A 23,846-nucleotide genomic window follows, 5' to 3' on the forward strand; every position below is an offset into this window, starting at 1 on the left:
TTACCAGGTGGAGGCTGGCGGACTATACCCCAGCCTCGCTCAGGGGATCAGCAGCAGCGTCCCCGACGTGCGCCTGCTTTCCAGGTCGGCATGGGCTTGTGCCGCCTCACGCAGCGGGTAGGTACGGCAAACGCGCGGCTGGATGGTCCCCGCTTCCAAGGCCGCGAGCACGTCTTGGGCGCGAGCCTGATATTCGGCCGGGGTCGCCGTGTGGGCCACGATGGAGGGCCGGGTGAGGAATAGCGAACCCTTGGCGTTCAAGGTGCTGACTTCCACTGCCGCCGGCGCGCCGGACGACGCCCCGAACGAAACCATGAGGCCGCGTGGCTTGAGGCAATCCAGGGAGGCTGCAAAAGTCTCGCGGCCGATCGGGTCGTACACCACATCAGCCTTTTGGCCCTGAGTGAACGCCGACACCTGCTCGGCGAGCGACGCGGCATCGAATACCAGCACCTCGTCACAACCCAGCGCTTTGGCCTTGGCCACGCTCGCTTCGCGCGAAACCACCCCAATCACGGTCGCGCCCAGATGTTTGGCCCATGAGGCCATGATTGCCCCAAGGCCACCGGCCACGCCATACAGCACCATGACGGTACCCGGACCAACGGGATACGTGCTTTTGAGCAAGTACTGCGCGGTAATGCCCTTGAACAGCACGGCGGCGGCATCTTCACAGCTGACTGAAGCCGGCAGCGGCACCAGCTTTTCCACCGGCAGCACTCGGCTGCTGGCATAGGCGCCCAAGGGGCCCGTGGCATAGGCCACTCTATCGCCGACCTTGGCCGAGGTAACGCCCTCGCCCACTGCGGCGACCACACCCGCGCCCTCCAGCCCCAGGCCCGAAGGCAGGGCTACCGGCACGGCGCCGTTGCGCTGGGTGACGTCCAGGTAATTGATGCCGATCGCCTGTTGGTCGATCAGCACTTGGCCCGGGCCTGGTGTGGGAAGGTCCTGCTCGCGGGCTTCGAGTACTTCAGGCCCGCCCGGGGTGGAGAACGTAATGACGGTGACCATGAGTCGGCTCCAATCAAGTGATACCGACAGCATGATTGCTACGTACCAGCCACGCTATTCCCTCCGGATGCAGTTCATTGCTGCATGAAATGCAAGGGGCACCGCTGCTGTTAGATCAGCTCTTTGCAGCGGTACCACAGCATCCCTAGCGCCAACAGTGGCGAGCGCAGCCGTTTACCCCCTGGGAACGTCCGGTGCGGCACCCGCCCGAACAGGTCGACCGCGCGGCTTTCCTGCTCGGCGATGGCCTGGGCAATGATCCGCGCGGCAAAGTGCGTCACATTAAGGCCGTGCCCCGAATAACCCTGCGCGTAATACACATTTGGCGCGCTCGGTAACCGGCCGATCTGCGGGAAGCGGTTGGCGCTGATGCCGATCATGCCGCCCCAGTCGAATTCGATGCCCACACCCTTGAGCTGCGGGAATACCCGCTCCATCTTCGGCCGCATGTAATCGGCGATGTTCGCCGGGTCGCGACCCGAGTAATGGCATGCCCCGCCAAACAGAAGCCGATGATCAGCCGTAAGCCGGTAGTAATCGAGCGCAACACGTTGGTCGCACAGCGCCATGTTCTGCGGAATCAGCGCACGGGCACGCTCCTCACCCAAAGGCTCGGTCGCGATCACATAGCTACCTGCCGGCAGCAGCTTGCCTTCGAGGGCCGGCTCAAGGTTTTCAAGAAATGCGTCACAGCCCAGCACCAAGTGGCTGGCCGTAACCTGGCCGTGGTCGGTGAACACCTGAACCTTCGGGCCTTTTTCGATACGGCGCACAAAGCTGCCTTCGTAGATGCGCACACCTTGCTTCTCGGCCAGCGCCGCCTCGGCCTGGATCAGCTTGAGCGGATGCAAATGGCCCGACCCCATGTCGATCAGCCCACCTTCGTAAACGTCGGAGGCCACCACTTCATGCAGGTTGCGCTTTTCCACCAGCCGCAGGGCATGTGGATAGCCCTGCGCCTGAAGATCATCCAGCTCCTCTTGCAGCCCCTGCCAATGGCGCGCGGTGTTCGCAAGGTCGCAATAGCCCCAGCGCAAGTCACAGGCCAGGCCATTACGCTCCACACGCTGGCGCACGATATCCACCGACACAGCGCCAGCATCGTGCAGGAAGCGTATGCCGTCCTGGCCGAGCAAATCGGAGAAGCGGCTCACATCGTGGCCCAGGCCGCGGATCAGTTGCCCGCCGTTCCGGCCACTGGCGCCCCAGCCGATTCGCTGAGCCTCCAGCAGCACTACAGACAAACCACGCTCTGCAAGCTCCAACGCGGTGTTCACGCCGGTAAAGCCGCCGCCGATCACGCAGACATCGGCGGTAACGTGGTTTTGCAAAGCCGCACGCGGCGCTGCTGGCGGCACGGAGGCCGCGTAGTAAGAGCCGGTGTGCGGCAATGCGGTAGACATGAGCGATTCCTTCAACGGCCCGTGCGTTTTATGTCGATCCACTCACGGGTCATCAAGCGCATGACGTCCTTGGGCAGTTCTTTGGAGATGTACAACTTGGCCATCACTTCAGGCGGCGGGTAGATGCCCGGGTTGCCGGTAATCTCTTCGCCCATCAGAGGATTGGAGGCCGGGTTGGGGTTGGCATAGCCCACGGTTTCGCTGATGTTGGCGATCACTTTCGGGTCCAGCACGTAGTTGATGAACGCCATGGCCTGGTCCGGGTGCTCGGCGTCCTTGGGAACGGCCAGCATGTCGAACCACACATTGCCGCCTTCCTTGGGCACCGCGTACGCCACGTTCACCCCGTTGTTCGCTTCCTTGGCGCGGTTCGCGGCCTGGATCACGTCGCCGGAATAACCGAACGCTACGCAGATGTCGCCGGTGGCCAGGTCGCTCACGTATTTGGACGAGTGGAAGTAGGTCACATAAGGCGCAACGGTCTTGAGCTTCTCCGCCGCGCGTTTGTAATCGGCGGGCGATTCGCTGCGCGGGTCCAGGCCCATGTAATTGAGCATGGCCGGGAACAGCTCATCCGGAGAGTCCATGAAGGACACGCCACACTGCTTCAGCTTCTTGATGTTCTCGGGCTCGAACAGCACGGCCCAGGAGTCGATCTTGTCGACGCCCAGCACTTTCTTCACCTTGTCCACGTTGTAGCCGATGCCGTTAGTGCCCCAGAGGTAAGGCACGGCGTACTGGTTGCCCGGGTCGTTGGCTTCCAGTTGCTTCATCAGCTGCGGGTCGAGGTTTTTCCAGTTGGGCAGCTTGCTGCGGTCCAGCTTCTGGAAGGCGCCGGCCTTGATCTGCCGCCCCAGGAAGTGGTTGGACGGCACCACCACGTCATAGCCGGTGTGCCCGGTAACCAACTTGCCTTCGAGGGTTTCGTTGGAGTCGAACACGTCGTAGGTCGGCTTGATGCCGGTGGCTTTCTCGAAGTCTTCGAGGGTGGTCGGGCCGATATAGTCCGTCCAGTTGTAAATCTTCACGGTGCCGCCCTCGGCATGGGCCTGGGCAATCGCGCCGATCAATACCGCCGGCAAACAAAACGCAGCAACAACTGACTTCATGGTGCCTCCAACAAGGGTAGGAAGGTGGGCCCGGTCAAACACTCATCATCAGGAACTCACGCTCCCACGAACTGATGACCCGCTTGTAGTTTTCGTGCTCCGCGCGCTTTACCGCGGCGTAGCCCTGAACGAATTTAGCCCCTAGTACGCTGATTAGCGCGGCGCTGCCTTCCATGCGCTCCAGGGCGTCTTCGATGGTCAGCGGCAGGCGCAGGTTGCGGCGCTCATAGCCTCGGCCTTGCACAGGCGCGCTTGGCTCACAGCTTTCCATCATGCCCAGGTAGCCACACAGCAGGCTGGCCGCAATCGCCAGGTAGGGGTTGGCATCGGCGCCCGGCAAGCGGTTTTCTACCCGGCGCGCCTGTGGCGTAGAACCCGGCACCCGCAGGCCCACGGTACGGTTTTCCTCGCCCCACTCCACGTTCACCGGCGCGGACGTATCCGGCAGGAAGCGGCGGAACGAGTTGGCGTTCGGCGCGAACAGCGGCAACACTTCGGGGATGTAACGCTGCAGGCCACCGATGTGGTGAAGGAACAGGGCGCTGGCCTCGCCTTCAGCGGTGCTGAACACGCTTTCTCCGGTGTTGATGTCCACCACGCTCTGGTGGATGTGCATGGCGCTGCCCGGCTCGTCGGTGATCGGCTTGGCCATGAAGGTAGCGGCGACGTTGTGCTTGAGCGCCGCCTCACGCATGGTGCGCTTGAACACGGTGATCTGGTCCGCAAGGTCGAGGGCATCGCCGTGACGGAAGTTGATTTCCATCTGCGCCGGGCCGTCTTCGTGGATCAGCGTGTCCAGGTCCAAGCCTTGGGCTTCGCACCAGTCGTAGACGTCTTCGAACAACGGGTCGAACTCGTTGGCCGCCTCGATCGAGAAGGATTGCCGCCCGCTTTCCGGCCGGCCGGAACGGCCCAATGGCACTTGCAGCGGCAAGTCCGGGTCATCGCAACGCTGAGTGAGGTAGAACTCCATCTCAGGGGCCACCACTGGGCGCCAGCCTTGCTCGGCGTACAGCGCCAATACCTTTTTCAACACGTTGCGCGGCGACAGTTCAATGGGGTTGCCATAACGGTCGAAGGTGTCGTGAATCACCATCGCGGTCGGCTCGATGGCCCAAGGCAGCACATACGCGGCCTGGGGATCGGGGCGGCAGGTCATGTCGATGTCGGCCGGGTCCAGCAGGCTGTAATAGATGTCATCGTCGACATAGTCGCCGGTCACCGTTTGCAGCAGCACGCTTTCAGGCAAGCGCATGCCGTGCTCATCGAGAAACTTGTTGGTGGGCAGGATCTTGCCGCGGGCAATGCCGGTCAGGTCGCTGACCACGCATTCCACTTCGGTGATGCCGTAAGTTCTTAACCACTCGGTGAGGGGGGCTTTGACGCTGCTGTTCATGTGGCCTCTGCCATCTTCTAGGCGATTGTGCGGGTGCGCCGGCGCGCTGCCGGTTCGCTGAGGCCATGCTGGGGGATGGGCGCGCAAGCGGTCTATCCACTTTCGCCGTTTGCGTTCGCCCTTTTTTGGTGCGCCATGTGGAGTGCGTAGCATCGTCCGCTTAGCGGTGGGTAACACCTTGTGGCGAGCAAGCCCGGCTGCTACGGTGACGGCCTCTCCTTTCAATACAAAATGTGTCTCCATGTCGGTCAAGGTCGTAGATACCGTTGCCGCGGACCAACAAGGCGCCTCCAACACCGGCTGGCACCTGCACTACGCGCAGATGTCGGCGGGCCAGTTCAAGGGCCGCCTGATCGAAGCCGAACTCGGCGGCGTTCAGGTATACGAAGAGCACATGAACACCCGCATCGAGCAGTACTACAAGGCACCCGGCGATGCCTTGGTGTTCAGCTTCGACATGGCCGATGCCGCGCTATACCTGCTCGATGCGAGCACCCAGAACCTGTGGATCACGCCAGAGAACTACCGGGAAATCGCAGTGGTAGTGCCCACGGGCCAGCTACGCGCGCTCAACCTGCACCGCACCTTCGAAGACCTGCTGCTCACCCCGCTCAAATCCAGCCACGGCGCCGTGTTCATGGGTTGGCTGAGCGCCATGCTCGGGCGTATCGCCGCCACTGCCGACGAAAACGTCGAGACCAGCGCACTGCTGGGAGAGCAATTGGCCGACGATTGCCTGTTCGTGCTGGAGCAATCCGCCCAGGCGCAGCAGTCCTCGACCATCCATCGGGTGCGAAAGCACAGGCGCATCGTGCAGCAGGTGTTCGACCGCGTAAGCGCTTACCCCACCGAACAGTTCAGCGCGGTGGAACTGGCCGAAACCGCGGGCGCCTCCTTCCAACAACTGCGCCTGGCCTTCGCCGAATGCGTAGGCATGCCGCCTACGGTGTGGTTGCGGATGCGCAGGCTCAACCTGGCGCGCCAAGCGCTGTTGGCAGCGGGGCCGGGAGATACCACCGTGGCCGAGGTTGCGATGAGCTATTCGTTTTGGCACTTGGGTAGGTTTGCGCAGGCGTATCGGGAGTTGTTTCTGGAGTGCCCGGGAGAGACGTTGGGGCGGGTTAGGTGAGTGGTTCGCTAGGTAGGTGGGCCTGCTTGTAGCCTCAGAATATATTGCGTCTAACACTGTGCTGGGCTAGCGATGGCGTCGCAAAACGGCGCCCCTTGGGACGGCCGCTTTCGACCCAAAGCTGCCGTTCGCTACCGGCCAAAAGCTGACAACTAGAGCGTATGAAGCTGGTCATTCACTCTTTCGGAAATCTATGATTGGCCGATTCAGCCTGGGACGAGGGCTGAAAACGGCCAGGCGGCTGCGCACACGAGTCAGTACTACTTGGAGCCAGCGCTGTGGTGGTCGGTAGCCCGGCGGGCGTTGGCAGAGCTGTGCCTTGATGCAACCTACACCATCAAATAATATGGTCTCACAGGCTCATTTTTCTGGTGTGCGAGCCGATTTTCTAAATATTTTGGATATTTTAATTGAATTATAAAGACAGGCTAATAGAAGCCATCACCTACACTCAGAGCTTAGGGCTACATATCGACAAGTCAGAGTTGTCATTAGATGTTGAATTGGCGGATAACAGTAAGCAGAAAATTTTCCAGCTCTGTGGAGACGCTTTATATCAGGCCGGATTGCTAAGTTCCTCTCACCTGGCTTTTAAATGCGCTCCTATTCACCTAATGCTCAAGAGGCGTTTGAAAGCTGAGCTTGGTATAGAAAGCATGATCACGATTGGCGACAGATTTTGGGATGATTATATCTATTGCGAGATGACTAAACAGTCCGTCGAGAACGAACTCAACAGCACCAATACCTTTGAGCCCATCAAAGCCCACGTTTGGTTGACTCTTTCCGATGGGACAATCCTAGACTGCACTGCCGAAGCTCATGCAGACATACTTTTTGGCCGGGGTGAACACCCAGCTCACCAATGCATAATGATTGTTTCGCCAAACAAAGCAGAAGATGCTAAAACCGGTTACCACCGCCCGGTACTGGTGGGCTCGGGATTCATAGAGAAAACCGGGATGGTTAAAATAGTGCCGCTACCGACCTAAAGCAGCCCGCCGCAATTCATATATTGGCCTCGATGGCTGCGACGGCGGCCAGGTAAGCATCATTGCCAATTCCGACTTGACTCCATACCGGACGCGCCTCCCCGCCGTCTCGGTCATACTGTTCATCCGCATCCCAAAGCGTAAGGATCTGGTTCGGGAAGCAATATTCATAGCTGTTGAACTCGTGCGGGCCAGAATCATCAGCCTCGGCCATCAGAGAATAGATCGACAGCAGCTAGGTTAAAAACATCGAAGCCTTTGAATATCACCTTGAAAGTCGCACTCCCAGATACGCCAATGAAGATCACTGCGCCGGCGATGTCATACGAAATTTGTATAGCATTGCTCGAGAAATAATCGAGAGGACCACGAGCAACTTCCAGCGGGAATCCAATGGCGGCCATTACCTCCCTCGTTTCCATACGTGTAGCACCAAGCCGTACTGGACCTATGGCTTGCAATGGCAAAATTTCAAAAATAGGCATTTAGAGTTCATTCTGAAAGTAGCAAAGCTGGCTATGAATAGATAGGTCCGAGGGCTGCATTGGCTGGATGGAGTGTATCAAGTAGCTGGCCGCAAAGGGTCGGTAACGGCCGCTTGGGTCGATTGCGACTGGTGGTAACAGGCAGGATCCGACCCATAGCTGCCGATGGCGACAGGCAGAGATTGGTCAGAAGCGGTAACTATCGGTCAAATTTAGCGCTAGCTTTAGCGAGTCGGCGGGGAGGATGTGTTCACCATTAGCCCCGCCTTCGGGGCCTCATTATCCGCCAGACAATTGATGCGGTGATAAATGCACCGATTACGGCTCCTGGCATTACAACCAAGAGGCCCGGTTTTTACCCATCCGAGGACATCCATTTCTGCAATTTTTCGACGGCCGCGATCAGCTATCACTCTATCTTCATCTAAATACGCGGTCACGGTATATGTCATAAGAAAATTACGCTTCACGCTCATTTCGCGTTATCCCTTTATAGATTCAAAATCTAAAACATTTATTGGCCGAATAGTTTCTACACTCGGATTACCGAATGCCATTAACGCCGACCGGATTAAGTGGGTTCGGCGCTGCCGCAAAGCTACCGTTTAAAGTACCGTTACGTAGCGGCAGCGTCTTTCTCAGCTAGTTTTCTCTTCCGGGGCGTTAAACAACGTACCAAGGCGATTCATGGTTTCCATAGCCGCCTCAACATGAGGTTCAGCTCGGTACCTGCAGTAGCCGGCGGTACTCATAGATTTCAGTTTACGCCCGCGCTCATATGCGATGCTTAGATGTACATCATTCTTTAGGCTCTCGAACTCCTCAGTTGGGACTAATTTGTGCTTATTGTTTAGGTTTCGCAACGTGTCGGTAACGTCTATGGCGAGGCCGGTTTCTTGGACGGCTATCATATCCAAGGCAATTTTTTTGAGCGCGCTATCAAGAAACGCACCTTTCAAGTTTTTCACTTTCCACTCTCCGCGAGGTTCAATGGCTTGTTGTGCTCACGCGTTACCGGTGAGGCCAAGCGCTGGTGACCGCGAGCTGAGGTATGATGCCGCCACCTAGGTAGGTCGTCTCGCCGGATTTTTAAGGAGCCTCTGTCATGGACCGATCGCATACAGCATTCCCCACCATCACCCTCCCCTCAGTGGATAAATTCGTCGAGAGGATCGGCGACATCTTCTGCGTAGGACGCACCCAGTTGGAAAAGCTATCTCTCGCTCGCAGCTACTCCACCAAGCAGGATCGCTATCAAGAGCTGATCAAGGGACGCCATTCGCTTCTTGACGCTATGATCGGACGCTCGATTTACGAGACCGAAGAAAACGTTGAATTAAAAAGCATTCTCGAGCGCCATTTCGGCCACATGCAACAATTGGTATCTTGGATTCGCTCAAGTCCTGTATATGAGAGCGAGACCCAAGGAGAAGTTAACCAACAGCTAACGATTGCGTTTGCAGCTCCTCAACTAGCAATGCTGCTGAGCCAAATTGAGCCCATGCTAAAAGATTTTAGCCCATTAAAACATGTAGGTGATTGTCTTAGCTTAATTGCTCATGCGAACAACGAACCTATTCGAGCCTGCCAGATAGCATTTCGAGATTTGCTAGGCCGTGCACTAAAAGACAAAAAAGCACCAGACCTTAGCATTAGAAAGAGCCTTAACTCTCTTGATTTTAAAACCTCAAAATTCCCCGCCACGCAAATTTCCGAACTTATAACACTGGATCGAGAGCTTGTACAAATCTTAAACTCTGAGGAGCGAAAGAAGCTAGTCGACACTTTGGCAGGATTTTACTCAGCAACGATGGCACTGAATCGGCTAAAAAAGATAATGGACGGCTGGTCGCCGGATGCTTTTTCAGAGTTTGTTGCCGAAATGTCTGAGTTTATGTCGATATATAGCAAAATAGACAGTGACAACGTGCTAGCAATTTTCAATGATCAGCTACTCAGTGAGCTCTATGGTGCTGAAGATCCTAGCAAATGTCTGAATTTTACTCCCGAAACGTGCAGCCCTTACATTAATATACTCAGCCTGAGTAGAGCTTTCTCACCACCTAGCGGAATCAGTGGTCTAGTTAAACTCCTAGAGAAAGGAGCTCTAATTTCGGATAGCCGCGAACACTTTAAAAGATTGCAGCTCACCCTGCTTAATCTTAAGCGAAGCCCATTTTTTGAGGGGGCATCTAATTTCTTAGATGGGATATTGGCTTTATATGATGAGGATAGGGAGCGCGCTCAGTCGAGCTTTCAAAATTGCTTAACTGTCGCACGTCGTTGGCCCCTCGGCGTTCTAGAAAACCAGGCGGCGCTTTTTTGTATTGGTCTAGCCATGTCGGATGATCCGGGACGATCAGTAGCAAAAGTAAATCCGCTTCTGGCCATCTATTTGGAAAGTATGCCTCAGCTGTATACCATTCAGTTAGCCAACTTTACGAATGACATTGTTGATTATAATCTTAAGAGGACGCTTACCGAATACAATCAGTACTGTCTCAAGCTAGAGCTTGACCAAGAATTTATCTTCAATCCTTTAGAGAATATTGAAAAATTCTTTAAGAGAATATTTGGCTGGATCGACGAAAAGGGATTGGACGATGAGGACACTAATATTGTTGAGGCAACTCGGGAAGTCGCTAACAAACGGGACATACAGCGTGTGCGTCCCTATCTGATATCCGAAAATAGTCTTATCGACTGGCTAACCTCCGATTCACCAGCCGGAGCGTTTGATTTTTTTCCGACTCCTGAGTCCCTCAAAATAATCCCTAACGTGTGTCGTTTATTTAGTAGGGGATGCCACTATCCTTCCCTTATTGCTCGCGAGCTCAATAAAAAAATGAGCGAGTAGTCATGCTTTACTTCGAAGGATCTGAATCGTTTCTTATTCCGTAGGCGCTTTCGAATGGACACTTCTGGCCATTAGTTGCCTGTCGCGAAAGGCGGCTATGGGTCGATAGCTGACGGCCCGGGTGACCGATATCGCCCCATAGCTGCCCTTCACCAAGTACAGATATCGGCCAAAAGCATCCACTTATTTCTCTTGAAGCTGGATCTACTTCCTGATTTTTTTTAGAAACTTAGTAGATACATACCCGTCCATTAGAAATCCTTCATGCTCATATCTGACGTAGAGCCAAGTACGGTCTTCCTTCCCCAAGACAACTACAGGAGCATATTTGGGCAGGGTTAAAATCACATCCGATTTCATCCCGGGTGCTACTCTCAGCCGAACGCTAGAACCCGTGACAAGACGAACATCTCCCGGCTTGCCAGCGAGGTTGGAGCTTATGAAACGCCTTAGGTTGGCGAAAGAATGCGTTTGCGGCATGCGTCCATTTATATCTACCAAGCCCGTTCGTATGGCCTCCCAATTAGCCAGCACAGTCAACATCGGCGCGATGCAAATCAGCCATAAATATAATAGCCAAGTAGGTATCTCAGAAAATTTTCGCCCCGTACTAGAGTCGGGATATATTTCTACGGTAAACAAGTCCGCCGTCGATACCGTATTTTCACTGCCAGCAACAACTGTGCCCGGCCTGCCCGCTGATCCGTGTACATCTTCGTTCTTATTAGAGCGAGCGACAAGCTCGCCTACCAGAACGTCGAAAGTCAGACTTGCAGGTAGCGTCTGTTGAGCGAACCGGCTCAAATGAATGTTGTTACTCCAAGCTTTGGCCTGTTCAGCGATTTGCTTCAGTTGTGCACTGTCACCGAAAGCCTTAGCCTGTTCGGCGATCTGCTTCAGTTGAGCACTGCCACCGAAAGCCCCGGCCTGTTCAGCGATCTGCTTCAGTTGAGCACTGTCACCGAAAGCCTTAGCCTGCTCGGCGATCTGCCTCAGTTGAGCGCTGCCAACGAAAGCCCTGGCCTGTTCAGCGATCTGTTTCAGTTGAGCGCTGCCAACGAAAGCCCTGGCCTGTTCAGCGATCTGTTTCAGTTGAGCGCTGCCAACGAAAGCCCTGGCCTGTTCAGCGATCTGTTTCAGTTGAGCGCTGCCATCGAAAGCCCTGGCCTGTTCAGCGATCTGTTTCAGTTGAGCGCTGCCCTCGAAAGCCCTGGCCTGTTCAGCGATCTGTTTCAATTGAGCGCTGCCATCGAAAGCCCTGGCCTGTTCAGCGATCTGTTTCAGTTGGGCGCTGCTGCCGAAAGCCTTGGCCTGTTCAGCGAACTGCTTCAGTTGAGGGCTGTCACCGAAAACCTTGGCCTGTTTAGCGAGCTGCCTCATCTGATCACCGCTACTGGGGTCATCATTTGAGCCTGAGGGAGATGTACGCTCATCGACCATTTCGTTCATGCCAAGTCGCTCGTTGGGAGTCGCAAGAGCCTACGGTATCGCAGATCATTCATTTTTCGTAGACGGATATAAAGTGTCCGCTATGGGTCGGTTGCTGCCTGTGGCGACGGGCCGCCACCGACCCTTAGCGGTCATTGACCGTCCAAGGTGTCAGACCTAATGATCAGCCGCCCTGATGAGCTGCCTGATGGAGAGGGAGCGCGTTGACGAGCCTATGCAATTCATCTACTACATGACAGCCACAGTCGTGCTGGTCTAGCCCGGTGGGCTACTGCCTGAATTGCCGACCCAAGCCCAGCAATTCAACCCACTCAGGATCAATACTGTGCCTACAGCTTCCAAAACTGCCCTACAAGCCGCGCTCGACAAGCAGGTTACCTATCACCATCGATATACGTTCGAAACCTACACCGGTACGGCGGGCGATGACGTAATTAACGGCACCTACAAGACTGATCATTTATTCGGCGGCGCCGGGAACGACACCCTGAATGGCCAGCGCGGCAATGGCGACACATTGGTAGGGGGCGCTGGAGTCGATACCCTCACAGGCGGCGCAGCCGGCGGAGGCTCGGTGAAATTCGTGTTTACGTCGCTTACCGACAGCTACGCCAATGCCGAGGGTTCCCACTCCGACCTGATTACCGGTTTTGTCGGCTCAAACGATGTCCTGGACCTGACCGCCCTTGGCCTGGAGCGGATCGGTAACGGCCACAATGGCGACTTGGCCGTCAGCTATGATGCTGCCACGGACATTACCTACGTGCGTTCGCTGGACAAAGACGTCAGCGGCAATTTCTTCGAGGTGCGCCTGGCAGGCGACTTTCAAGGCCAGCTAAGCACGTCCAACTTTGTGCTTAGCCACGATGGCACAGCCGGCAACGATACCTTGGACTACAGCTTCAGCACCAAGCAATACGTGCTCAATGGTCTGGACGGCGACGATACACTGTATGCCGGGAAAAGAGCCAACGTACTAGATGGCGGCGCAGGTGCTGATCACCTGATGGGCAATGCCTACAGTGTCGGTACTGAAACCTACCTCTATCACCGGGTCAACGATAGTTTTGTGAACGACGCCACGAGCGTATCCAGCGTTGACGTGATCAGCGAATTCGACCTGTTCCGTGGGGATGTATTGGACGTTTCAGCCCTTGGCTTCACCGGCTTGGGCAATGGCTACGATGGCACGTTGGATTACGCCTATGACAAAACCGTAGGGCACATCGTGGTGCAGTCGTTCGAAACAGATGCGGAAGGTAACCGCTTCAAGGTGTATATCGACCAGGCCTGGCGCCACACTGGCAGCGTTTCTCAAGATGCGGATGGTTTTATCTTCGCCGGCGATAACAGCCATGTCGATGCCGAGCAGACCCTAACCGGGAGGCCGACTTGGGATTCACTCGGTACAGGAGGTGACGGCGGCATCCTGATTGGCGGCGGTGCGGGCGATGCGCTGAGGGGCGGTGAGGGGCTAAATGGGTTAGATGGGTTAGATACCTTCCGATATTTAGACACTAGCGACAGCTTTCATGGCTATGGTACTACTGACCTGATCACGAATTTTGACGTTACCCAAGATAAAATCGACGTGGCGGCCCTCGGCTATACAGGGCTAGGCAATGGCCACAACGACACCTTGAAGCTGATCTACGACACAGACCTGCACCGCACCTACCTCAAGGACTACGACCTGAATGCCGAGGGTCAGCGCTTCGAAATCGCCTTTGAAGGCGGCTATACCAGGACATTCACCGCAGACAACCTAGTCGTTGCGAGCACTGTTTCTGCAGCTGAACATACCGCCGATGCTCCTATTGAATTAGTAGGTGTTGCTCCTAGTGATATCCATGCAGCTTAGGTGAGAGACGCTTAGGTAGTCGTCAGTAGTCCTTCCCTGCTGCGGCTACCGTTCTAAGGTTGCCGTTAGCGAACGGCTGCTAAGGGACGGCTGCGGCCGGTGGCGACAGGCAGCAACCCATTGCAGCCTTTCGTATAGCACGGCAATTGACTGAAAGCAGCCTTAGGGTCAATCGCTTGAAGTTTGTCGACAGACAAGCCTACGTGCCCCGTGGCGTCGAGACTGAGACAGCGTCCGATCCTCGGCGCAATCAGTCAAAAGCGTGGTCAGCTCGGGATCCATAGGGAACCCTTCCTCTAACCATTTGAGCGCCAACCCCGACCAATAGTCGGAGTGTGACGTCAGTGCTATAACGACCAGCGGCTGCAACGCTATGTTTGCAGGCAGTGTGTATTTTTCTCCAAGGGCTTTTACCGCGTGGGGCAACTCTTGCGCAGCCTCTTCTAATGGCTTTTCCAGCAGCGGTAGTAACCATACATAGGTGAATTCCTCGCTCATCCTCTCCCCACTAGCACTGATTGGTGGGCTTAGTATGACAGGGGCTGCATTGACCGACTTCTGCCTACCGTCACCTGTGCTGCCCGGCTACGTGCCAAAGCACCTTACACAGTGAGTGCTGATTTTCGTGGCTCTTGCGAGCGGCAGCTAAGGGTCGATTGCCGCCGCTCGTACAGCTCTTTACCGACCCGCCAAGCCGTCCTAAGGATCGGCTATGATCGTAAGCTGAGGCGGAGAGCGATGTCCCTGTATCCCCCAAATCGCTAAGGGATAAACAGTCGAGCCAAGGATACCGGTCACGTTTTTCGAAGGAGCACACCTTGGATAGGCTCGTTACTGCTGACGCGCGTATAGAGCGTTGGAAAAGATGGTGGTGCATGGACGATCCCTACATTCGCTGTATGCGATGTCGAGCTGGCCAGCCGCTGGGAGACGCTGGGCAGCCATTCAATCCTCTCCATTTGGCAAATTGCCCCCTGCGCAGCGATTTGCCTCAATATCCATGGCAGGCTTTGAGCGCGCTATTGAGGGATTGGCAGCATAGCCAGGATTCAGATACGGGAGCATCCTAGAATCCCTAAGATGGTCCCGCCTTCGAGGCGTCGAGTCGGCCCCACACGAATGAAAAAGGCCCCCACGCTTTACAGCGATGAGGGCCTCTAGTACTGCTTCGTAGGTTTATTCTAAAGGCCGAATCCGCTGCGATTCTCTCCGCACCTTAGATAAACGCACTGCAATTTAGAACGGCAGTTGGGACCCAAGGACGTTTATTACGTCAAAACCATATTCGAATCAGGTACATACGAGAAAAAAAGCTCAAAAGTGTAAAGATTCGTGGAACATTCGTGAAGCTACGCAGCTTTCCTATCCGTTTGAATGGCAAACCCTGCATACGCAGCTCATGGACCCGGGGTCGGCTCAGTTGCTTCCGGGTCATATGCAACCTTTGGTCAATCGGCGAAGCCCCTTACGGTTATCAGCTTCGCTGAATACCCCAGTGAGGGTTAGGACTCCTCCTCGTGCATGCCGCACCTGGTCCGCATCCATCCGCTGCTTGTGACCAGTCTTCCCGGACTACCACAAGCCTCGCATATCTTGCCGCTCAGCTCTTCAGCGAAAGTCGCATAAGCCCGTACCACCGGGTTGCCTCCAACGTAATAGACTCGAAGAGTTCCAAATTTTTCTTTTATCTGCACGAAGCACAGCTCTTCGAGGCCTTCTGATTCCTTTTCACGTGCAGCCAAATCGCAAAGTGTTTTGATCAGCCCCTCCCAACCAGATTGGCATTCGAAGCCAAACGTCCCGTCCCGTCCAACCCTGAGCAAACCGGGATACGCGGCACAAATTTGCTTATCGGTATCTTCGTTAATCATCACTACCTCAGTTATTGATGAGCAGCACTAAACATTACTCGGGGCACTACAGCTACTTGGATATCCTCGCGCGCGCTTATCGAGCCGCGTGATAAACTCACCTGAGTAAAGTCGTCTGAATGCGATTCGGCTGCCTTCTCCCCAGCCCAGCGCTTCAGCTGCGCCGGGCTTCAAAACTATGGCCAGCCTTTTGTTCGGCTGTCTCTCAACGTATCCATGATGCACGTCCTTTGCCGGGTGCTCTAGCGCGGCACGCATGATCCTTATTTCTTCTGCGGATACTGCCTGCCTGTATGCGGGATCGATTACGAAATACGCCGCGCTGCGGAGCAAATTATTTTCGTCAGACCAATGAACATCATGGACGTCACGATGCAGTGCTCCATTCGGCGTAATCATAAGGCCCAAATCGCGCAAGGCCCGATCACGGAAGAATCTGTCAATCCGACCACGTGCACGCAACCACAAATCAATCGTATTCATCATAAGCCTCATCATTTTCCTCACCCCACAACAGCCGTCCCCCGTGCTTCTTAACAGCTTCGGAAGAGGTGTGATGCACGCTTCCATCGGCCAAGTGATATCGGTGCTCTGAGGCTGTAATTGACTCGTCACTTCCCACAGATTGTTTGAGATTTGGAGTGAAGCTTATTATTTTCACAACATCTTGAATTGTGTACCCATCCGAAATATCTGGATCGTGGTAGGAGTATTGAATGCTTGCAATGTTTACGGATGCGTTCCACGTGTCGTGAAGGAAGAAATCAAGCTCGCCGGGACTCATCGTGATGATTGAAAATTGATCAACTGCCCTGCTGCCAGAAGCGCAGACTTCTAGGTTTATTATCAGATAGGGCTGAATTCCTTCGCTTTGCTCAATATGCACTGTCGATATGTAGTTTCTTGCCCTGACCAGCTTGCCGGTTTTAGGGTGCGTTCGGGTTCGATTGACAAAAAACATAGCGATTCCTTGAGCTAGCACCTCCGGCTTGCACGCCAGGGAGAAGGCATTCTGATGAGGAACTATAGTTCCTACGTATCTCGTTACGCAAGTGCTCCAATAGCGTTTTGGGGTGCAAGCGATGGATCGAAATCAAGCTTTTTCTAGGGTTTTCAAGCGCTTACGATTAGCTAAGGGGATTGCGCAAGCTGATTTTGAAGGGGTCGCGACGTCTCGTTATGTTCGGAAATTGGAAAAAGGGCTTGCGACACCAACCCTGCAAATGCTCGCGAGCCTGTCCGGCGAGCTTGGTCTCAGCGCTGCGGCATTTGTAGCATTGACACTTGCAGAGACTGAAGACGGTACGGATCCACGCGTTCTAGCGGACCTCATTGTCGAGCTTGAGACACTCGTAAAGGCGGTAGCCCAAAAAAGGTAGGTGGTTCGTTAGGAACAGAGCCGGTCTTGGGAAAACAGGCCGTAGTTTATGCAATTGGTTGCATCGCATAACGAGGCTCACGTGATGTCGATACGCCTCCAGTACGATCTCAGTTTAACTCGCTCCAGCAGAGTTAGGATCTTGACCCCTTTCCTAGCCTGTCAAAGTGCTAAGGCATTGCCAGGAATCAAGACAATGAAGCTGCCGCATTTTGGGCTGCTCCTTGATTACATTGTGCTAGGCTGGCCAAAATGGAAGTCGATACTAGATTGGTTGAGTGGCGTTGCATATGTTCAAAGTTGTGCGACGAACTTTGCATTTGCTGATATCGGTGTTTTTATCGCCGCTTTAGTTTTCAAATCATGTTTAGTCTGGAATATAACGTGCTACACCAGATAATTATTCGGCTTATCACTAATCTACGGAGCTGATATAGTGGTTTTCCTACTGGCCGCGATGGTCGAAAGCTGCCTCTGTCCGTTGCTTATAGGGCGTGAACTGCGTCAACCACGATGATCCCTTCCACCTCTTCAAAGCTTAATAGATCACCCGGCATGAGCTTCATGCGGTCAACGACATCTTGGGGGATATCGATGATGAGGTCACCGCTGCCATCACCCGCCTCTTGGCATATCGCACTCTTTCTGAATGGTTCACTCATTTAGCGCCCGCTCCACGCTCGACTGAATTATTCAGACGATACCCTACTCCGAGAATTGGTGGGCGTCAGCTGTCGGCCAAAAGCAGCCCGTGGCCATTGGCAGAAGTCAGCCAGAAGTAAACTCTACCCCCTAGACGTCCGGGCGAGGGGTCTGACAAAGTTTCCAGAACACTCGAACAGGACTTCCTGCAATGGATTGCACGCCGACGCTAGATACCCCGCGCCTTATCCTCACACTCCTGCAACTGGCCGATGCCACGGCGATACAGCAGCTATTTCCCCACTGGGAAGTGGTCAGATACCTAGACAGCCGCGTGCCTTGGCCATACCCGCAGGATGGCGCGCTGGTTTACGTGCGTGATGTCGCCCTTCCAGCGATGGCCGAAGGACGCGAGTGGCATTGGATGATTCGTACCCGCGCGCAACCTGAGCACGGCATCGGCAGCATCAGCCTCTATGACCAGCCCGGCAACCACCGAGGCTTTTGGCTAACGCCCCAGTGGCAGGGCCACGGCTACATGCGTGAAGCCTGCAAGGCGATCAGTCACCACTGGTTTGAAACTTTGCGGCGCCCTCTTATGCAGGTGCCCAAGGCTATCGCCAACCAGGCTTCACGCAAGGTGTCCCAGCATGAGGCATGCGCATGATCGGGACACGGGACACGGGACACGGGACGGAGAGTTTGTCTCGGGGCCCATGCAGATCGAAGTGTGGGAGATTTCGCGGGGCGAATGGCTTGCTCGCAACACGTGAGTTTCGCCTGGGCTCACCAGTTACCAGCCATAGATTGCTATCGACGATATTCTTAAACCCAAACGGGCCCTGTGAGCAATTGCGAGTGAACTACTTCCTAGCGCAAGCACAAAATAACCAGTGGGCGAATCGGCGATTACTTTCGGTATGTCTTGCGTTAAGTTATGGGGAATACGTCGCCACGCGGACAGGCTTTATTCCTTCCATAGAGCGAACACTGCTGCATATCCTCGACGTGGACCGGTTCTACCTGGCGGCGTCGAATTCTGATTTGGAGGCGCAAAATCAAGTGCTGCCTGAGAACCTGTCACCGGCGCAGATCATAAGGCTTCAATCGGCCTTGGACGATCAACTGATAGCGTTTTGTGAGCGCTTGGATCAGCCTGCATTAAGCCAACGTATAGGCGTCGCAAGGCCCCAAGGAATCGTCATGGAGCACATGAGACCGCCTGCTACTGCACGTGTTTCAACATCAGATCCATCACCGGGGACAGGTTCACACCATGCTGTCGGGCACCCGTGTCGCACCGCCGCAATTAGATGAGTTCTACCTGGACGGAGATGCTGAGTTACGAGAAGGCGATGAGGTGCAGCTAACGCTCCTCCGAATAGCATGCTCAGGTGAGTGAACGCTATCGGCTAATTTTGCCAGTCGGCACGGGCTGCTTTGGGTCGGAAGCGGCCTCACCCCGGATGCCCCCCTTTCGACCCAAAGCTGCCGATGGCGACAGGCAGAGATTGGTCAGAAGCGGAAACTATTAGTCAAATTTAGCGCTAGCTTTAGCGATTCGGCGGGGAGGATGTGTTCACCATTAGCCCCGTCTTCGGGGCCTCATCATCCGCCAGACAAGTGATGCGGTGATAAATGCACCGATTACGGATCCTGGCATTACAACCATGAGGCCCAGTAAGCCAAGACCAAAGTCATCCGATAACTCAGCTCTGGACTTGGCTCCCGTGCTCACCATTTCAAACATTACGTCTGCTTCACCCAGCAACCATTCGCCTGACGGGAGTGCGATTAGAAAAGCCAGTATAGTGATTGCCACACGCTTATACATTTTGAATGCCTAAACCTTAAGGGTGTACTGAATTCAGTGTAAATCAGATAGCTCCTGGCCGACGGTAGCGACTCGCGAATGGCCGCTATGGGAAGCTGCCGGTTGCAACGGGCCGCTACCGACCCTTTGCGGACCTTCACGGTGTTGCTTTCGAAGCCATTTCGCCGGCAGGCGCTGCTCTCCGGCCGCTTGGCGCTTTATGCTAGCTCCGTTTCTTCCTGTCCTCCGAAACCGATCAGCACAACGAGGTATCCACATGCTGGACAGTACGGCGGTGCTCACTGTTTTCTGGGTTTATCTAGCGGGCGTTGTGATTCCTGGGCCCAATTTCGTCGCCGTTGCTCATAAGGCAGTAGCCGCGACACGAGCCGAAGCGCTGGGCTTGGTTGCAGGTGTCGTAGCAGTGAACCTGTTCTGGTCGACCTGCGCAATCACCGGCCTGGGCTTTGTGTTTGCGGCCTTTCCATGGATAGCCGAAGTCGTGAAGGTTCTCGGCGCGGCCTACCTGATGTGGTTTGGCATACGCTTGATCATCAACGCGGGCAAGCATCCCGCGCCCCAGGCGGGTGAAGGCTCGAGGGGCAACGTCCGAAGGTCGTTCTGGGAGGGAATCGTGACCAACATCGGTAACCCAAAATCCATGGCTTTCTACGCAGCTGTCTTTTCAGCCGCAGCCCCGGCCCATGTTTCGGTGAGCACGTTTGCCTCCATGCTCGCCGTAGTGGTGGTCGTTTCGTTGAGCTGGTATAGCCTTGTGGCCCTTACCTTGGCGCAATCCAGGATTTCGTTGGCTTACCGGAAGGCGAAGAGGCTCATCGACCGTCTGTGCGGCGCCCTGATTCTCGGTTTGGGTCTGCGACAATTGGCCTGAGCGCTGATAAAGAGCGCAAGCGCAAGGACTCTACCGACCCATAGCAGCCGTTCGTTAACGGCAACCTTGGACGGTAGTCGGCAGTAGGGAAGGCCTACTGACGACTACCTAAAGCGGTTCCTCACCTAAGCAGCATGGACATCACTAGGCGCAACACCTACTAATTCAATAGGTGCATCAGGAGTGTGCTCGGCTGTTGAAACAGTGCTCGCAACAACCAGGTTGTCTGCGGTAAATGTCCTGGTGTAGCCGCCTTCCAAAGCGACCTCGAAACGCTGACCTTCGGCATTCAGGTCGCAGTCCTTGAGGAAAGTGAGGCGGAGGTCTGTGCTGTACACCAGCTTCAAGGTGCCATCGTGGCCATCGCCCAGGCCCGTATAGCCGAGCGCCGCCACATCTATCTTGTCCTGGGTCACATCGAAATCCTCGATCAGGTCAGCGCCGCCAATCGCATGAACGCTGTCGCTGCCGCCTAGGTAGCGGAAGGTATCTACCCCGGCATGGCCCCTCAGCGTATCGCCGTCACTGCCGCCGATCAGAATACCGCCATCTGCTGGAGTACTGATGTGATCCCGGCCAGGCGTCCCCGTTAGGATCTGGTCGGCATCGACATGGCTGTTATCCCCGGCGAAGATAAAACCGTCCGTATCTTGAGCAGGAATACCTTTGTGGTCCTCGGCTTGGTCTATATACACTTTGAAGCGATTGCCCTGCGTATCGGTTTCGAACGACTGCGCCACAAAATGCCCTACGGTTTTGTCATAGGTATAATTCAGCGTGCCGTTGTAGCCATCGCCCAGGCCAGTGAAGCCCAGCGCGGAAACGTCCAATACGTCCCCACGGAAGAGGTTGAACTTGCTGATAAGGTCAACGCTGGACACACCCGAGGTATCGTTGACAAAACTGTCGCTGAGCTGGTGATAGAGGAAAGTCTGCTCACCGTAATTGCCGATCAGGTGGTCAGCGCCCGCGCCGCCATCCAGTACGGTGGCCGATTTCCCGGCAGTTAGCGTGTCGTCGCCGTCCAGGCCATTCAGCACGTACTGCTTGGTGCTGAATTTGAAGTCCAGGGTATCGTTGCCGGCTGTGCCATCGTGGCGCAGTACGAAGTTGGCCGTGCTCAGCTGGCCTTGGAAATCGCCCGCCAGGCGCACCTCGAAGAAATTGCCGTTGGCGTCCTTGTCCAGCGACCGCACGTAGGTAATGTCCGTGGCAGCGTCATAGCTGACGTCCAGATCGCCATTATGGCCGTTACCGATCCGCTCCAGACCAAGGGCCGTCAGGTCGAATACGTCGTATGCAGCGAAATCCGTAACCAGGTCGGAGTGAGAGCCTTGGGCATTGGTATAACTGTCGGTGAGCGACGTGAACACGAATTTCACTGGGTATCCGTCGGCTGCGCCGCCTGTGAGGGTATCGACCCCGGCACCACCTACCAATGTGTCGCTGCCGCCCTGGCCATTCAGGGTGTCGTTCCCGGCGCCGCCGATCAAATGATCAGGCCGCAAATTACCGGTAATTACATCATCGCCCGACGTGCCGGTGTAGGTACTCCAATAAAGTCCATTGCGAACGGTGACTTGCTCATCGAGCGCGGCTTGCAGGGCAGTTTTGGAAGCTTTAGGCACAGTATTTATCCTGAGTAGGTTGAATTGCTCGCTTTCGGGTCGGCAATTCACGCAGTAGCCCATCGGGCTAGACCAACACGACAGTTGCTGTCATGTACTAGACGAATTGCATAGGCTCGTCAACGCGCTTCATCTCCCCCAGACAGCTCATCAGCGCGGCCGATCACTAGGTCTGGCACCTTGGACGGTCAATGGCCGCTTCGGATCGGTAGCTGCCTACCGCGGCTGTTAGCAACCGACCCGTAGCGGCCCTTCGGAGGGGGGCAGCAGTCGGCCGACAGCCGCCCTCTTGTGACTGTCCGCTTCGGGTCAACGCCGGCCAATCGTGACCGTTTGCGTTTTTCGGCCCGGTAGACGGCTATAATGCGCCGAGCTTCAGTTTTTAGACAAAGCCAGACCTAACAAGGGAATGAATAATGCACATTGGTTTAATTGGCGGTATCGGACCTGCGTCGACTGAATTCTATTACCGTGCCCTAGTAAGGCTTTACGCAAAAGCGAACCGAAGGTTGGATCTGACCATTGCCAATGCAGACGCCAAGGAATTGGTGAATAACCTAGAAGCGGGCAATCAACAAGCTCAGGCTGTTGTTTTCGCCAAGTACATCGATCAGCTCAAAGGCGCTGGATGCGAAGCTGTTGCAGTGACATCAATGGGTGGGCATTTCTGTATGGACGCATTAGAACCTATGTCGAGCCTTCCGCTTATCAGCGCTATGTCCGCCCTCCAGGCTCATTTCCTCGCAGAAAAGATAACGAAAGTCGGGGTCTTGGGTACACGCGCCGTGATGGAGTCCAAAATATACGGTCTTGGAGGGGTAGACGTGCTTACGGTTCCAGAGGAAGAATTGGAGAGAGCACACCACAACTACGTATCCATGGGCATTAGCGGTAAAGCAACTGACGCGCAGCGAGTGTACTTTGAAGACGCGGCATCGCGACTCGTCAGTGAACAAGGCGCGCACGCAATTGTATTGGGCGGTACCGATCTGTTTCTTGCGTTCAATAAGCCTACCTACCCTTTTCCTGTCGTAGATTGTGCCTTGGTGCACGCAGCAGAAATTGCACGATTAGGTATGAGCTAAAGGCCCGGCGCTTTATTGCGGTTTTCTAGAACGGACAAGATTAACGTGCTACCTGCGCTGTTACGTCCAGCTGGGGCCGGATGCGGCCATTGCTCAGAGGCACTTTTGACACAATATGGCCACTGGGCAATAGCAGAGGGCGGCTGATGGCTGCCGATTCTGACAAGCCGTATTGGGTCGGTTGCAGCCGCAGGAGGATGGCCCCTTTCGACCCATAGCGGCCTGTCAGCGGCTAGCAGGTGGAATCCGCTGATAGGTAGCTAGAGAAGATCCGTGATCGGGCTATTTTCAATATGCCTCGCCTTCATCACCTTCAACACTGGCTCCGAGTGCTCTCGCAATTTCCTTGGCCTTTACGATTGCGGCATCACTGTAGACGAAGGAAATCATCCCCCTCCGATAATCAAAAAGATACTGTTGCTGTGTTAGTGGAGACGTCCACGCTGCTGAATTTTTCCCACTGGAAACAATGGTTTCACCTGTAAAGGAGTTTCGACCAGCCAACTCGTTTTCTAGTTTCAGTGACGGATCACTTGCGCAAAGTAATTGCCACTCTTCAAGAGCTATTCCCATCGATCTGACAATGTGGATTTCGTAGGCCATAGGTGTCCGTTTCCTGACTTTTGGATGTACGTGAGAAACCTGAATGTCGGTGACGGCCGAGGCTAGCTACTGACGGCAGAGGTGTCCAGTGACTACTTTTGGCCGGTTGCTGCCCGTCGGAACAGTCGCAATCGCCTATCTTGACCGGTAAAAACGACTCCAAGGAGATACTATCGTTGGGCCCATTCGGTCAAACACGACAGGCTGTTGGCCAATCAGTCACGGGGCGGGAGGTTTAC

General features: G+C 55.1%; 23 protein-coding genes and 1 pseudogene. 10 read left to right on the forward strand and 14 right to left on the reverse strand.

Annotated features, from left to right (window positions below):
* Positions 1-39: 39 nt before the first annotated feature.
* The 4 genes from AC3Z8Y_RS21515 to AC3Z8Y_RS21530 all read right to left on the reverse strand — a co-directional run bounded on the left by AC3Z8Y_RS21515 (position 40) and on the right by AC3Z8Y_RS21530 (position 4,922).
* Entirely contained in the window at positions 40-1,014 is a 975-nt protein-coding gene (locus tag AC3Z8Y_RS21515; RefSeq protein WP_490087504.1) for a quinone oxidoreductase family protein, read from the reverse strand.
* 110 nt (positions 1,015-1,124) lie between these two features.
* Positions 1,125-2,417 carry an NAD(P)/FAD-dependent oxidoreductase gene (locus AC3Z8Y_RS21520; protein ID WP_490087505.1) on the reverse strand — a complete coding sequence of 431 codons (1,293 nt, stop codon included), beginning with the start codon at positions 2,415-2,417 and terminating at the stop codon, positions 1,125-1,127.
* 11 nt (positions 2,418-2,428) lie between these two features.
* Positions 2,429-3,526 (reverse strand): polyamine ABC transporter substrate-binding protein, encoded by a 1,098-nt coding sequence (locus tag AC3Z8Y_RS21525; protein ID WP_490087506.1) that lies wholly within the window; start codon positions 3,524-3,526, stop codon positions 2,429-2,431.
* Between the two features lie 34 nt (positions 3,527-3,560).
* Positions 3,561-4,922, reverse strand: a complete 1,362-nt coding sequence (locus tag AC3Z8Y_RS21530; RefSeq protein ID WP_490087507.1) for a glutamine synthetase family protein — start codon at positions 4,920-4,922, stop codon at positions 3,561-3,563.
* Positions 4,923-5,163: 241 nt separating this feature from the next.
* On the opposite strand from AC3Z8Y_RS21530, the gene AC3Z8Y_RS21535 reads away from it, so the two are divergent.
* Both AC3Z8Y_RS21535 and AC3Z8Y_RS21540 read left to right on the forward strand, forming a co-directional pair.
* The gene (locus AC3Z8Y_RS21535) at positions 5,164-6,051 is read left to right on the forward strand and encodes a helix-turn-helix domain-containing protein (RefSeq protein ID WP_490087508.1); all 888 of its coding nucleotides are present in this window, start codon (positions 5,164-5,166) and stop codon (positions 6,049-6,051) included.
* A 410-nt stretch (positions 6,052-6,461) separates the two neighbouring features.
* Positions 6,462-7,043: a hypothetical protein gene (locus AC3Z8Y_RS21540; RefSeq protein WP_490087509.1), complete on the forward strand. Its 582-nt coding sequence runs from the start codon at positions 6,462-6,464 to the stop codon at positions 7,041-7,043.
* Between the two features lie 16 nt (positions 7,044-7,059).
* Here the strand turns inward: AC3Z8Y_RS21540 and AC3Z8Y_RS21545 are convergent, their stop codons facing one another.
* From AC3Z8Y_RS21545 to AC3Z8Y_RS21555, 3 genes are all read right to left on the reverse strand, one after another.
* Positions 7,060-7,257 (reverse strand): hypothetical protein, encoded by a 198-nt coding sequence (locus AC3Z8Y_RS21545; RefSeq protein WP_490087510.1) that lies wholly within the window; start codon positions 7,255-7,257, stop codon positions 7,060-7,062.
* Positions 7,244-7,528: a hypothetical protein gene (locus tag AC3Z8Y_RS21550; RefSeq protein ID WP_490087511.1), complete on the reverse strand. Its 285-nt coding sequence runs from the start codon at positions 7,526-7,528 to the stop codon at positions 7,244-7,246. Before AC3Z8Y_RS21550 ends, AC3Z8Y_RS21545 begins: the two co-directional genes overlap by 14 nt.
* 638 nt (positions 7,529-8,166) lie before the next feature.
* Complete coding sequence (locus tag AC3Z8Y_RS21555) at positions 8,167-8,496, reverse strand: hypothetical protein (protein ID WP_129933803.1); 330 nt, start codon at positions 8,494-8,496, stop codon at positions 8,167-8,169.
* Positions 8,497-8,633: 137 nt separating this feature from the next.
* Here AC3Z8Y_RS21555 and AC3Z8Y_RS21560 point away from each other — a divergent pair, with 137 nt between their 5' ends.
* Positions 8,634-10,385, forward strand: coding sequence for a hypothetical protein (locus tag AC3Z8Y_RS21560; RefSeq protein ID WP_490087512.1), 1,752 nt, complete (start codon positions 8,634-8,636; stop codon positions 10,383-10,385).
* 204 nt (positions 10,386-10,589) lie between these two features.
* Here AC3Z8Y_RS21560 and AC3Z8Y_RS21565 read toward each other — a convergent pair whose 3' ends face one another.
* On the reverse strand, positions 10,590-11,834 hold the full coding sequence (locus AC3Z8Y_RS21565; protein ID WP_490087513.1) for an SH3 domain-containing protein: 1,245 nt from the start codon (positions 11,832-11,834) through the stop codon (positions 10,590-10,592).
* Between the two features lie 325 nt (positions 11,835-12,159).
* Here AC3Z8Y_RS21565 and AC3Z8Y_RS21570 point away from each other — a divergent pair, with 325 nt between their 5' ends.
* Positions 12,160-13,695, forward strand: coding sequence for a calcium-binding protein (locus AC3Z8Y_RS21570; protein ID WP_490087514.1), 1,536 nt, complete (start codon positions 12,160-12,162; stop codon positions 13,693-13,695).
* Between the two features lie 168 nt (positions 13,696-13,863).
* On the opposite strand, the gene AC3Z8Y_RS21575 is transcribed toward AC3Z8Y_RS21570, so the two are convergent.
* From AC3Z8Y_RS21575 to AC3Z8Y_RS21585, 3 genes are all read right to left on the reverse strand, one after another.
* Complete coding sequence (locus tag AC3Z8Y_RS21575; RefSeq protein WP_490087515.1) at positions 13,864-14,193, reverse strand: hypothetical protein; 330 nt, start codon at positions 14,191-14,193, stop codon at positions 13,864-13,866.
* Positions 14,194-15,197: 1,004 nt separating this feature from the next.
* Positions 15,198-15,566 (reverse strand): hypothetical protein, encoded by a 369-nt coding sequence (locus AC3Z8Y_RS21580; RefSeq protein ID WP_490087516.1) that lies wholly within the window; start codon positions 15,564-15,566, stop codon positions 15,198-15,200.
* Positions 15,567-16,035: 469 nt separating this feature from the next.
* Positions 16,036-16,527: a hypothetical protein gene (locus tag AC3Z8Y_RS21585; protein ID WP_490087517.1), complete on the reverse strand. Its 492-nt coding sequence runs from the start codon at positions 16,525-16,527 to the stop codon at positions 16,036-16,038.
* A 121-nt stretch (positions 16,528-16,648) separates the two neighbouring features.
* Here AC3Z8Y_RS21585 and AC3Z8Y_RS21590 point away from each other — a divergent pair, with 121 nt between their 5' ends.
* On the forward strand, positions 16,649-16,945 hold the full coding sequence (locus AC3Z8Y_RS21590; protein ID WP_490087518.1) for a helix-turn-helix domain-containing protein: 297 nt from the start codon (positions 16,649-16,651) through the stop codon (positions 16,943-16,945).
* A gap of 484 nt (positions 16,946-17,429) precedes the next feature.
* On the opposite strand, the gene AC3Z8Y_RS21595 is transcribed toward AC3Z8Y_RS21590, so the two are convergent.
* Positions 17,430-17,606 carry an AbrB/MazE/SpoVT family DNA-binding domain-containing protein gene (locus AC3Z8Y_RS21595; protein ID WP_490087519.1) on the reverse strand — a complete coding sequence of 59 codons (177 nt, stop codon included), beginning with the start codon at positions 17,604-17,606 and terminating at the stop codon, positions 17,430-17,432.
* A gap of 191 nt (positions 17,607-17,797) precedes the next feature.
* Here AC3Z8Y_RS21595 and AC3Z8Y_RS21600 point away from each other — a divergent pair.
* From AC3Z8Y_RS21600 to AC3Z8Y_RS21615, 4 genes and pseudogenes are all read left to right on the forward strand, one after another.
* Positions 17,798-18,359 (forward strand): annotated as a pseudogene (locus tag AC3Z8Y_RS21600) (GNAT family N-acetyltransferase).
* The gene (locus tag AC3Z8Y_RS21605; RefSeq protein WP_490087520.1) at positions 18,250-18,903 is read left to right on the forward strand and encodes a DinB family protein; all 654 of its coding nucleotides are present in this window, start codon (positions 18,250-18,252) and stop codon (positions 18,901-18,903) included. Before AC3Z8Y_RS21600 ends, AC3Z8Y_RS21605 begins: the two are co-directional and overlap by 110 nt.
* Positions 18,836-18,988 carry a hypothetical protein gene (locus AC3Z8Y_RS21610; RefSeq protein ID WP_490090063.1) on the forward strand — a complete coding sequence of 51 codons (153 nt, stop codon included), beginning with the start codon at positions 18,836-18,838 and terminating at the stop codon, positions 18,986-18,988. The genes AC3Z8Y_RS21605 and AC3Z8Y_RS21610 overlap by 68 nt, the downstream gene beginning before the upstream one ends.
* 688 nt (positions 18,989-19,676) lie before the next feature.
* A complete protein-coding gene (locus AC3Z8Y_RS21615; protein WP_490087521.1) occupies positions 19,677-20,291 on the forward strand; it encodes a LysE family translocator in 615 nt (204 codons plus the stop codon).
* A gap of 125 nt (positions 20,292-20,416) precedes the next feature.
* Here the strand turns inward: AC3Z8Y_RS21615 and AC3Z8Y_RS21620 are convergent, their stop codons facing one another.
* The gene (locus tag AC3Z8Y_RS21620) at positions 20,417-21,919 is read right to left on the reverse strand and encodes a calcium-binding protein (RefSeq protein WP_490087522.1); all 1,503 of its coding nucleotides are present in this window, start codon (positions 21,917-21,919) and stop codon (positions 20,417-20,419) included.
* 416 nt (positions 21,920-22,335) lie between these two features.
* Between AC3Z8Y_RS21620 and AC3Z8Y_RS21625 the strand changes: the two genes are divergently transcribed.
* Positions 22,336-23,004 carry an aspartate/glutamate racemase family protein gene (locus tag AC3Z8Y_RS21625; protein WP_490087523.1) on the forward strand — a complete coding sequence of 223 codons (669 nt, stop codon included), beginning with the start codon at positions 22,336-22,338 and terminating at the stop codon, positions 23,002-23,004.
* Positions 23,005-23,292: 288 nt separating this feature from the next.
* On the opposite strand, the gene AC3Z8Y_RS21630 is transcribed toward AC3Z8Y_RS21625, so the two are convergent.
* Positions 23,293-23,607 (reverse strand): hypothetical protein, encoded by a 315-nt coding sequence (locus AC3Z8Y_RS21630; protein WP_490087524.1) that lies wholly within the window; start codon positions 23,605-23,607, stop codon positions 23,293-23,295.
* Positions 23,608-23,846: the final 239 nt, after the last annotated feature.

It is taken from the genome of Pseudomonas sp. 3MAES_34.3B (genome assembly GCF_058145875.1).